The sequence below is a fragment of the Paenibacillus sp. Y660 genome (genome assembly GCF_057221575.1).
On sequence record NZ_JBXBBJ010000011.1, the window covers coordinates 1 to 11,783 of the forward strand.

Annotated in this window: 9 protein-coding genes (1 of these 9 running past the window's edge); 1 reads left to right on the forward strand and 8 read right to left on the reverse strand. The window is 50.4% G+C overall.

Annotation, left to right across the window (positions count from 1 at the left end; all coding sequences use genetic code 11):
- Positions 1-150: 150 nt before the first annotated feature.
- Positions 151-1,908, reverse strand: coding sequence for a methyl-accepting chemotaxis protein (locus tag AC2TDN_RS14365; protein ID WP_482068813.1), 1,758 nt, complete (start codon positions 1,906-1,908; stop codon positions 151-153).
- A 224-nt stretch (positions 1,909-2,132) separates the two neighbouring features.
- The gene (locus tag AC2TDN_RS14370) at positions 2,133-2,939 is read right to left on the reverse strand and encodes an AAC(3) family N-acetyltransferase (RefSeq protein WP_484688462.1); all 807 of its coding nucleotides are present in this window, start codon (positions 2,937-2,939) and stop codon (positions 2,133-2,135) included.
- Positions 2,940-3,595: 656 nt separating this feature from the next.
- Here AC2TDN_RS14370 and AC2TDN_RS14375 point away from each other — a divergent pair.
- Positions 3,596-4,663, forward strand: a complete 1,068-nt coding sequence (locus tag AC2TDN_RS14375; protein WP_484688463.1) for a ParB/RepB/Spo0J family partition protein — start codon at positions 3,596-3,598, stop codon at positions 4,661-4,663.
- Positions 4,664-4,714: 51 nt separating this feature from the next.
- Here the strand turns inward: AC2TDN_RS14375 and AC2TDN_RS14380 are convergent, their stop codons facing one another.
- From AC2TDN_RS14380 to AC2TDN_RS14405, 6 genes are all read right to left on the reverse strand, one after another.
- On the reverse strand, positions 4,715-6,865 hold the full coding sequence (locus AC2TDN_RS14380) for an MMPL family transporter (RefSeq protein ID WP_484688579.1): 2,151 nt from the start codon (positions 6,863-6,865) through the stop codon (positions 4,715-4,717).
- A 38-nt stretch (positions 6,866-6,903) separates the two neighbouring features.
- Positions 6,904-8,049 (reverse strand): NAD(P)/FAD-dependent oxidoreductase, encoded by a 1,146-nt coding sequence (locus AC2TDN_RS14385; RefSeq protein WP_484688464.1) that lies wholly within the window; start codon positions 8,047-8,049, stop codon positions 6,904-6,906.
- A gap of 1 nt (position 8,050) precedes the next feature.
- Positions 8,051-8,785: a methyltransferase domain-containing protein gene (locus AC2TDN_RS14390; protein ID WP_484688465.1), complete on the reverse strand. Its 735-nt coding sequence runs from the start codon at positions 8,783-8,785 to the stop codon at positions 8,051-8,053.
- Complete coding sequence (locus tag AC2TDN_RS14395; RefSeq protein ID WP_484688466.1) at positions 8,778-9,932, reverse strand: type III polyketide synthase; 1,155 nt, start codon at positions 9,930-9,932, stop codon at positions 8,778-8,780. Before AC2TDN_RS14395 ends, AC2TDN_RS14390 begins: the two co-directional genes overlap by 8 nt.
- A 385-nt stretch (positions 9,933-10,317) precedes the next feature.
- Positions 10,318-11,766 (reverse strand): S-layer homology domain-containing protein, encoded by a 1,449-nt coding sequence (locus AC2TDN_RS14400; protein ID WP_484688467.1) that lies wholly within the window; start codon positions 11,764-11,766, stop codon positions 10,318-10,320.
- Positions 11,678-11,783, reverse strand: the final stretch of a protein-coding gene (locus AC2TDN_RS14405; RefSeq protein WP_484688580.1) for a chitobiase/beta-hexosaminidase C-terminal domain-containing protein. The gene runs 6,653 nt beyond the window's last position; the window shows 106 of its 6,759 coding nt (coding positions 6,654-6,759); its start codon lies beyond the right edge, outside the window; its stop codon occupies positions 11,678-11,680. Before AC2TDN_RS14405 ends, AC2TDN_RS14400 begins: the two co-directional genes overlap by 89 nt.

Here is an 11,783-nt window from a genome sequence, read left to right on the forward strand (position 1 = left end):
AGCAGCCTAATTTTAAAAAAGCCCGGTTGGAAAATTGGTGGAGTCTGGCCTTTTTTGAAACTGGTTTTCATCTTCCATATTTTCCAGCGCCATTTCATAACTATTCTGGCATCACCACTGGAATCCCCCATCTAATTCCGAGAGGCTATTTTATACATTAACCTGAGCGATAGCCTGTCTCATATCCTTCGTGTTTGCGCTGAGTACGGCAGATGCTTCATGCACCTGCTTCATCATGCCTAGCTGCCTCGCGGTCAGCTCTTGAATCTGCTCCGTCATCTCGGATACCCCGCTCGCTATATGAGCGATGCTGCTTACTGTAGCAGCGACCTCCTCAGAGCCGGCGGTCAATTGCTCCGTTGTTGCGGATACCTCCATAATTTGCTCGCTTACGAGGCGGAACGATTCGACGGTATGCTCGAACGATTCCGCTGCTTCTCCTGATAAAGAAACACCCTCGCCAATTTCCTTCGTAGCCCTCTCCATCTCATCGCTAATTTTATCTGAAAATGCTTCTATGTGGCTTAACAGCTTTGTAATCTGTTGCACGGAGGAGGCGGATGCATCAGCCAGTTTGCGCACCTCGCTTGCTACAACCATAAAGCCCGCGCCATGCTCTCCCGCCCTTGCCGCTTCAATGGACGCATTTAGTGCAAGGAGCTTCGTCTGATCTGCAAATTCGCGAACCGAACCGATAACAAGTCCAATTTCTCCTGTATAGCCATTAAGCTGCCTAGCAACATCCAATGTCTGATTGGCAGATTCCGATATGCTTCTAATCTGTTTATTTAGCTGCTTCATTGCGATTTCGCCCGATTGCGCGATTTCCAGTGACTTTACAGCAGCCCCTGAGACGGTCGATGACGATTCCGCGATTCTTACAATGCCCTGCGCGATTTCTTCCATTGCAAACGCGCTATCGTCTGCGCTTTTCTTCTGGACATGCGCTCCCTCGTAAATTTGCTGAACCGAGCCATTCATGGTCTCGCCCATTTGCAGCATCTGGTCGGCGTGGCTCGCAAAGGTTTGCGAGGACATGACAAGCTGCTCCGAGGTTTTCTCGACATTGACGACTACCCCGAGTACCCGTTCCTTTAAATGCTCGGACATAGTAAGCATCGCCTTATACACGGTACCGATTTCATCGATAGACTTGACAGGCTTAGCTTGCAAAATCGTATTCGCCTCCGCTAAATTCCCAACAGCCATCATCTCCGCGCTGGCTTTTACGGTTTTCAGGGGCATAAGCGAGCGCCGAACGAACCATACGATCGCTCCGATTAAACCGATGGTAATTAGGAGCATCATGATATAGAGAGGCAAGCTTTCCCAGATCACATTCGAAGCAAGCTGCTGGAATACTGCAGCATCCGTATCGATGCCAAGCGCACCGACAACAGCGCCGCTAGCATCCTTCAGCGGTACATAAGCAGATAAATAAGACCCGTATAACGGGTTTTCAATAAGCGGCGAGCTTGCGTTTTTTCCAGCAACAACTTGTTCAGCCGCCGCAGGCGGCATATCTGTAATTTCATCTATGGGGGATGCTGAATCATCATCCTTAGGAAGTCCGTCTATCATAATTCGTGGTACTCTGTCTTCATCAAAACGAACAAAATAGACGTAACGGGCACCTATCTTCGTACGGAATTGATTAAGCTCTTCGCGAAGCGACCAGTACAGCTCCGTCTCCTGCGGCTGCTTGAGATATTCAGCAAACTGATCGGTCTTGAGCGTAGCAGCATAGCTCTCTCCAATCCGCATGTTATAGCTGTTAATTGCCTCTTCAACTGCCGATTTGGTTTGTGAAACTTGAGTGCCGATGTAGCCTCCTGCAATCAATATCATTACTCCGACCATCGCACACAAAATACGGACAATTAGATGCTTTCTCAATATTGTTACCATTCGCTGGCTTCCCCTCTGCGCCCGTGCCTTTCACTTGTCGCTCTAGTAAATTTTGGGCTGATGATATGTTTTGCTATAACTTTCATCATACCACCATTTTTCGACATTGGGGATGAAAATCTCAAACTTTATACCCTGTTTGTATAGTTCTTTGTACACATTACATTAGTGCAATGGAATGACCTATCTGCAGGAACAGCCAAGAGGCTGTCAACCTCTTGCGGCTAACAGCCTCTATTTTCTTCCATCCATTTTACGCCATAATCGACTAGCTCCGTCACAGGCATGAGCATAGCGTCAGCATGGCCTACCTTCCCTCTCCGAACCAAACCCGTTTCCCGCTCAAAGGCCTCGCCTAGCAGATCAAAATCATCCGATTCAAAATCGATGTCTTGAAAATCGACCCACCGCTTCTCGCCCTCTGCGAATATCGGCGCTTTGTTGATGATTTCCGCTTTGCCCTTGTATTCCGCACGATATTCGGCCAGATGCAAAGTGGTGTTGCGATTATGGCCAACGCCTAGCAGCAGCACAAAGCCCTTTGCCTCATAAAGTCTTGCCAAGGGAGACTGCTCACCTAGGCTGTATGCCAAGCTATGATGGGACGTGATGATCTCTTTTCCCACGCCCCAAGCGGCAAAAGAAACCTGAGGATGGCTGCTCCGTACGACCCCGTTTTGTTTTCTGAAGCATTCGTTAATGGCTCCCATGCCTCTGCAAGGTGTAAGATCCGGCGCGAATGCGGGCATCGATTCCTTTATCGGCTCCCACCATGATTCTCTAACGGGAGGAAATCGCCAGTTCGTCGGATCGGAAAGGTCACCTGTGTGCGTTGGCATGACTAAGGTGCCGCTGCTGCCGAGGCATTCCTCTATCGCCAAAATTACCGCGACTGGTCCACCCACGACAAAGCCGCCCAGCGCCTTCATCGAGGAGTGCATCATCACCGTCATCTCTGATGTGACGCCAAGCTTAGCGAAGTCCGACTTTAATATGTCTAGCGTTATTAAATCTCCTTGAATTTCTTCCATATGTATCACGACCAGTCTTTATTCTATTTAATAGGTCTAAATTTGCACTAGAGAGCAGCGGTAAAAAGCTATTGCCTGCATCCATTGCAGTTTTTACAGTAGAATGCTGTTGTTTAGGACCGTTCGCATCCATACGCTGCAGTATTTGCAACAGAAATGCCCCTACCACCCATTTTAGCAGCAATACGCAGCTATTCCATTGCATTTCTCGCCATCCCCTATCCACTGTTGACGTTCACCGCAAATGAAATGTTTCAATCCCTTCCAGAAAAGCAAAGCCTTTCGCAAGACTTCCCTATCGTTTCCTCATTTCCGCCCTTGATATATAATAGACTAGGTCTACATCAGACTTCGGACTTTCAAAGGACTTAGCATATATAAGATGGAAACTTAGCTGCACCAAACCCAGCAAATGCTGTTGAAGCAAGTTTTGCTTCACAAAACCAAGCGTATGCTTACGATGCAAGTTTTGCTTCACAAAACTAAGCGTATGCTTACGAAGCAAGTTTTGCTTCACAAAACTAAGCGTATGCTTACGATGCAAGTTTTGCTTCACAAAACCAAGCGTATGCTTACGATGCAAGTTTTGCTTCACAAAACCAAGCGTATGCTTACGATGCAAGTTTTGCTACACAAAACTTTTAAGGAGACCTCAAATGGATATCATTGAAATTGTTACGGATTTAATTGACGAGGATACCGATCAGCCTAGGTATCAGTTCGACGAGGAAGCGCTGCAGGAATTGATGAAGAGCATTGATGAGATTGGCCTGCTCTCGCCGATTAAAGTGAGAACGACGGGCAACGGGCGTTATAAAATTATTTATGGCAACCGCCGGTACAAAGCGAGTAAAATGCTCGGGCGGGCTACGATTCCTTGCATCGTATCCACCGTTACGGACGAGATGGAAATCTATTTGGAGCAAATCGCGGAAAACTTGACGCGCGAGGGCTTCTCTCCCATCGAAGAGGCAGAGGCATTCAATAAGCTGCTGAATGATCCAAAGTTCAGAAGCTCGACCAAATTTTTGTCCGGCAAGCTCGGCAAACCCGAATCCTACATCAAAAACAAATGCGAGCTGCTGAAGTTCGGCAATGCCGTGAAGAAGCTGATCGTCAGCGGTACGGAGATCAGGAAGGATAAATTGACTGAGGATCAGCTGCTGCCTCTAAAGGACTTGCCTATCGAGCATCGCGATCCGCTTGCGCTTATCGTGGCTAGAGACGAGCTTCCCGTGAGCGATGTGAAAAAAATTGCGAAGCTGTTCAAAGATAAAACGATTTCGGACAGCACCAAGGACAAGCTGCTCTTTAAGAGCGGCAGCGGTTTGATCGAAACCTGGTCGACTCATGAGCAGAACAAAGCGGAGCGCGCCAAGCCTGCACCAGCGCCTAAAGCAAGCGCGCCTAAAACGGAGAAGCAGGCTGCGCAAGAGCATGTGGAGAAACAGACAGTTGAGGCCCGCAAGGGGATTCAGCAAGCTGAGCCAGCCGCGTCAGCCGCCTCCATTGCACTTGTCCTTCAGCAGTTGACGGACTCTCTTCCCGCCCACAGCCCCTTGTCCAAAGAGATGCTTCAATCCATTGAAGCAATTCAAGCGGGGGAGCAAGCCCCGTTCATCCAAGGCATTGACGCGCTAATCGACCATTTGGAGAAGCACTTGGCTGAATGGAAAATGGTTCGTGAGCTTGCGAGCTCAAAGGCTGCTTCTGCAGCTGAATAATTCTAGATAGTCTGCTCTCTAAGTCGCACGACAAGGGAAGCAGACTTTTTTTCAATGCGGCTTTAGCCAGCTTGGCGCCCACCAGTTCCATTTTCCGAGCAGGCTCATTAAAGAAGGTACCAGCAGCATTCTAATAATCGTTGCGTCAATGAATATAGCTGTCGCGATGCCGATGCCGAGCTGCTTCACCCCGGCTACCTCGCCAAGCGCGAACGGAGCAGTGACCGCAATCATGATGGCTGCTGCGGATGTAATGATCTGACTGACCGATGCCAGCCCCTTGATTACTGATTGTTCATTGCTGCCTGTCCTGCGATACTCCTCATAGATGCGCGATACGAGAAAGACGCCATAGTCCATGCTGATGCCGAACACGAGACCGCAAATGAAAACGGGGATCATGACAGCGATGCTGCCCGGCTCCATCCCAAGCCTGCCTTCCTCGAAGATCCACGCCAAAATGCCAAAGGACGCTCCTATGCTCAGAAGGTTTAATAGAATCGTCTTTATCGCAATGAGAATGGAGCGGAAGGCGACAAAAAGCACGATGAAATTCGATATTAATAGAAAGAGCAGCACATAACGGAGGCTGCCAAAGATTAGATCAAACACTTCCTGCTCATACTTTGCTTCGCCTCCGAGCGAGAAGCGAAGCGGCGACATTTCCCCGCGCTCCCCCCATTCCCTTACCCAATTCCTTGCTGCGCTTGAGGAAGGTTCGCCTGCTATAGTCACCTGCAGCACCATTCGGCTATCCTTCAGAAAAGGCTGCAGCGCCGCTTCGTATTTCTTTTTTTGTAGCGGCTTCCGGGCGATTGCCAGCAATTGCTCGGGCGGCAGGCGGAGCTCTGAGAACACCGAATCGACCTTTATGACGCTTGGATCGTTCTCAAGGCGTTTTGCGAGCGCATAGGCCTCGGTCCAATCCGCTTGCGTTCTAAACTGTGCATGACCCTCCGCGATGATCCAAACCTTGGATGTAGAAGGCAGCTCGAAATAAGTGCGATACGCTTCAGCCGCCGTACGGGAATCGTAGCTGTCCGGCAAGGAAGTCTCATCTGGAATCGCGACCTTCATGCCGTTTAACGGCAGCAAGCAGGCGATTAGCACGCCACTAGCGAGCAAGAGTATGGCAACCGGACGATATATCACAAAGCGAGCAACTTTCTCCAATGCAGCTGGTCTGCTGGCTGCCCTCGCACGCATTTGATCTGCGCGCATAGCAGGCAAGCAAAGCGCCAGAAAAGCGGGCAGCAGCGTGAACGTCAACAGCAGGGAAACGGCTGTTACGGTCATCGCTCCAAGTGCAATGGAGGAGAACATCGAAAGCGGAATCCAGACGAAGCTTAGCAAACCCAAGAAGATGCTAGCCGCCGATACGAATACAGCTCTGCCCGCAGTCCTCATCGTCTGTGCCAGCGCCTCGGCAGGCGGTATTCCTTCCTTGAGCTCCTCCCGGAACCGACTGATGACCATAAGCGCAAAATCGATGCTGAGAGCGAGCCCCACCATCGGGATAACATTCAACACAAAATTAGAAAGCTCCAGCCTCGTACCGAGTCCCTGCATGATTCCCATCGCAGTCGTCACGCCTGCAGCTCCGATCACAATAGGGATCATCGCAGCAGCGAAGCTTCGAAATGCGAGCCATAAAATGATGAAGGCAAGCGGTATGCCGATCAGCTCAGCCTTGGCCAAATCAGAATGGCTCGCTTCATTCACATCGGCTTGCACGACAGCTTTGCCGGTCACTTTGATCGATATGCCGCTATGGGCAGGCAATAGCCGATCTATATGATCAAGCGTGGATTGCATCCGGTAAGGAGGATGGCTGAACGATAACAGCGCATAGGCTTGATCGCCCTTCAGCATTCCCTGCCTCTCAAGCGGAGAGACAAGTCCCGTCAAACCGTCAAGTCCTCTTGCTTGAAGCAGCGTCTGCTCGATAAACGAGCGAAAACGCGAATTCGATACGCCATCCATTTTCTCGAAAAGCAGCATTACCGGTGCATCCGGCTGATTAAAATCGGCAGCAAGCATTTGACGCACCTGCTCAAATTGTCCATCCCGGGGGTACAAGCCATGATCCTGAAGGACGGAATCCAGCTTGAACGCATGGGAGCAAGCGAAGAACAGCACAATGATCCATAATAGAATCATTGCTCGCGGAAATCGGAAGGATAGAAGCGCTAGACTCTGCATCTTCAAGTACATTCTCCTCCCGGCTCCGAATATGCTTGTTACTGGCGGAACGGCTTTAGTCTTGTCGCATGAACGAGTCCCTGCGCTATGCTTGGCGCCAGTCTTGCAGCATCCGGCAGCCAGCGGGACAAGGCAGGCGTCTCAAACAGCCATTGCAGGAGGCTCCCCCAACGCAGCGGCCGCTTAAACGCATGGTTGATCTCCCTCGAATATGAATGCTGCCAGTCAGCTTGTGAGATGCTCCCGCTCAGATAGGTGTCTGCAAGCGGCGCGCATATGGCCGCCGACCGCAGCGCCATCGACATGCCGTCTCCGCAAAGCGGCGGAATCATCGCTGCCGCGTCGCCAAGGAGCGGCAGTTGATCCCAAGCCAGCAGCTTTCGATTAAGATAGACAGGCGCAACAGCCGCCTGCGAGCCTATTACGGGCTCAGCGTGCATCAGCTTCTTATGCAGCTTCGGGTTTCGCCTCGCAACCCCGTTTAGGATGGCGAGTATCGTTTTTCCCTCATCTACGACAGCATCCCGCTCTAGCAATGCCGACGCATTGACCAGCCCGCCTTCAATGGGACATAGCCCCAAATAGCCGCCGCGAAAAAAATAAAGCTCGATGACCGGCTCCATAGCAATGCCGCGGAAATGTGATTTCACCCCTAGGTATGAGCTCTTAATAGAAGCTGAGCTTCGATTGCCTGGCAGCCCCGAACGCTGGCTCGCACCCATCGCCGCAATAACGGCTCTCGCTTCAAAGGAGCAAGCTTCCCCGCCTTGCTTCGTGTGAATGATATAGCCACGATCCGACTTATGAACAGCTGTCACCTTTGCTCCTGTTTGAAGATTTGCTCCTGCTTGTACCGCAGCTAGATGAAGAGCGGAATCAAGCGCATATCGGCTGAGCCCCCAAGCTTTGCCTGGAAGCGAAAGCTCCATCTCGGCCCCATTTTCAAAAATAATCCGTATCCGCTCTATTTCACTATGACCAAGCCCTGCTAAGGATTCGTTCATTCCTAATGCATGAAGCGTACTCTGCGATTCCGGCGAAAGAAACTCCCCGCACACCTTATGCCTTGGGAAGGATTGGCGATCGAGCAGCAGCGTCTCCCACCCCTTATCCGCAAGCGCTTTGGCAAGACTGCTGCCGGCAAGGCCAGCGCCAAGAACAGCCGCATCAAGAATACGTGTCATTCTAGCTCACTCCATCGATTGGATTTATTTGCCCCTTATCAATGACAACGGCGTATCGGAACAGGGGCCTCCACTTATAGTAAAGTGCGGGAAGTCCTAGCCTCAGTCCGAGATTGTTCCAATCTTCCGCACGAAATCCTTTAGCTACCGATAGCGGACCATCGTTCAAAATATACCGATTGGACGAAATGATCCGGGTCGTCAGCCATACCGCTGCCCAAGCGATCCAGTGGCGATGGATGTCATTAATAACGATCCCGAGCCTCGATGCCTTCAGCATGCTCGCGACTGCACCCGGCAGCTCCTCCTCGTCAAAATGATGCAGAAACTGCGTGCCCGTCACAATGTCCGCGCTCCCTTCAGGCAGCGCAAATAAATCACCCTGCCTTACCTGCACCCTCGGCTCATTTTGAAAGTAAAGCTTTGCTTCCTCGCAAGCCTCCTCCGTTAAATCCACCAGCCGAATAGCAAGCTGAATCCCTTGCTCGTCCGCCCATCTCAGCAGCTCCCGGTTCACGTCGCCAGAGCCCGCTCCGATATCCAGAATAGACAAGCTGCTTGGCCTATCCGCCTTCTCCCAGAGCCGCTTTACTCCATGCAGCGTCGGGGCTGATGCGACAAAGAGGCGATTCAGGAGACGAAGCTGCTTTAGCGCTTCGCGGAGCTCAGAGCCCCCGATGGAGAAATCATCCATCAATTCCGCCGCCGCAGCCCGAAAGCGGAAGCCCTTAGACATAAGCTCCGTCCGCCAGACGATCCTGCTCGTTCGTGATTGCTGCTGGAACATAAGCGATCTTGATCATTTCGGCTGTTAGGCCAGGCCCAAATGCCAATGCAATGCCGCTAACCATGTCCGAGCCTATTTCGTGCAGATGCATTCTCATCGCATGAAGCACAAAGAGAATCGTAGCGGAGGATACATTGCCATATTCCCGCAGAACACCAAGGCTATGCGCCGTTTGCTCATCGGTAAGACCAAACTTGCTTTGCAAAATATCGATGATGCCCTTGCCGCCCGGATGGATCGCCCATAGATCCAGCGCTTCCTCGCCGCATAGCTGTTCTACCTCTGCAGGAATGTATTCACCTATCAGCTTTGGAATATGCGGGGACAGGTAGAGGTCAAAGCCATGATTGCCTACCTCCCATACCATTTCCCCAGCGCAATCCGGAAGCAGGACAGAACGCTCCTGACCGAGCTGGAAAACCGGCTTGTCATGCGTCTTCGCCGCGCCAATAACGCAAGCGGATGCCCCATCTCCGAAGAAGGAGGCAGCGAACAACGATTCCCTGTCGCCTGATGGCTGAATATGCAGCGTACAAAGCTCCACGCACACTACTAATACATAGGCTGAATGATCGCTTAATACGATTTGACGCGACAATCCAATGGCCTTGAGGCCGGCGGCGCAGCCTAGGAAATTAAGCGGAATACGGGTTATCGTAGGAGACAGTCCTAATTGCTGTACGATAGCGGCATCCATGCCCGGCAGAAATTGACCGGTGCAGCTGACAGTGATGAGATGCGTAATAGCAGCAGGCTCGACGTCTCCATCGGCCAAGGCTTGTCTCGCCGCGAGTAGTCCGAGCGGAACCGATTCCCGCTTGTAGATGCCCATCCGCTCCGACGTCGAAGGCGCATGCTCCGGCGAGGCGCTTGGCAAGTAGCGGCACTCGGCAGCTTCCGCCAGCAGATTCGGCTCGCATGTATAACGGCTTTCTACGCCGCATTGCTTGAAGATCCTTCTCCCCCAACGGGCAGAATCGGGCTTGTCTCTTAACGCATCAACTAATCTCCTGGCCGTATCGGCTTGATCCACCAAATAAGGCGGAACAGCCGTGCCGATGCCCAAAATAGCAATATTCGAATTTGTTTGCGTCATATCAATAAATCCCATCCTCTCTGAATGAACCTATACGGACAAGTTTTCTGCTTTAAACCAGTCTATTCCGAGCTTATCCCTAATATGTTCGCAAAAAATTACAGTCTTTCCCATTCATTTGTAATAAACTTGAAATCTAATATTCATCTCGTTTTAATGAAAACAACCTATACTATAAACAACCCCCTTTTGTAATATATATAGTTAGACCCACAGCACCGAATGCTGTGGGTCTCTTTTTTGCGTTTTAAGGGGGAAAGCTTTCAAAAAAAATCCCCCTCATGCGAAGCATACAGATTACTCTGCATGCCTCTGCATAAGGGGGAACTACATTTTTGCTAGGGTCTAAGCTGCTGTAGTCTAAGTGGCTATAGTTAGCTTGATATTACTTCACCAGCGAATACAACCGGTGAATAATGGTTGCTGCTTGCGCACGAGTAGAGTGAGACAAAGGAGCATATTTGTTGTTGTCCAGTCCTTTGATCAAACCTTCCTTTTGCATAGCAGATACAGCGTCCAAGGCAAAAGCAGAGATTTCATTCTGATCGCTGAAGCCTTCGGATGTCGCATCTGCAGGTAAAGGCTTGCCGATGAGACTTGCTGCTCGATACACCATGACTGCCATTTCCTGACGGGTGATTCGGTCGTTAATACCGAAGCTTCCATCCGCTTTGCCCTTCACGATGCCCAGTTGCTGTGCGGAAGCTACTGCTTCATAATACCAAGCTCCTGCAACAACATCAGTCAGGGTAGTGGTCGCATTGTCTGACTGAAGATCAAACGTCCGAACCAGCATAGCGATAAATTCTGCGCGAGTCACTTGACCATTCGGATTAAACTTGCCTTCGCCAATACCGTTAATGGCCTGTCTTGCAGCAAGCGCCTCGATTGCATCCTTTGCCCATGCAACGTTGCTAGTATCGCTGAACGATACGTTGACCGTTGCAATAGCGTATTTACTAAAGTGCTTGGCAGAAAACTCAACGCTGCCCGTTGCCGAATTAAATCTGCCATTTTTAACGATTTCCAGCTGTCCATTGTCATTGATGTAGTAAACGACAATATGGTTGGCATTTTCACCGTCTTTTAGTTTGTAAGGCAATGCAATATCAATGCGATTCGATCCAAAATCACTTTGTTTTTTGCCATCGATTGATAAATTGAAATCAAATACTTCATTTTGTCCGATAATGCTTTGTACAGAAGCTGGAAGCGATGTTTTGTCAATCAGCGACACCGACAAATCCACTGCTGCTGCAGCCTTTCCATCTTCATGCACCAGCAATTCAGGCGCAATGGAGACATTCGCAAAGCCGGTATCGATAGCTAACGTCGTTCCCGATTGCAGCTTCGCTACAGGAACAGAGACCGCGACATCCTTGGTGCCTGCTTCTGTTTTGACCTCAATATTGACTGTTTTACTTGAAGAATTGTTTCCTGCAGCCTGAATATCTTTTTCACTCAGCACTACATTAGCTTTGCCGTTTGCATCTGTTTTAGGCTCCAGCTTGATGCTGCCTTTCGAGTCAACAACAGGCGGGTCAACAGGTTTTTGAGTTTCAACCGGTACACTTGGAGGAGGTCCGGATGTACTTGGCGCGGTTACCGTGACTGTAGTCGCGGCTTCAAATCCGCCATCTTTCGTAGTCACTTTAATAGTCGCCGTACCCGGCGCTACAGCAGTTACCTCGCCTGTGCTGCTTACTGTTGCAACAGCCGCGCTGCTTGTGCTCCACTCTACTTCCTTATTTGTTGCATCCACCGGTGCAATCGTCGCTGTCAGCGTCGATTTCGCTCCAGTCGTTAGACCAAGCGTTTTCTCGCTTACGGCCACGCCCGTTACTGTAACTT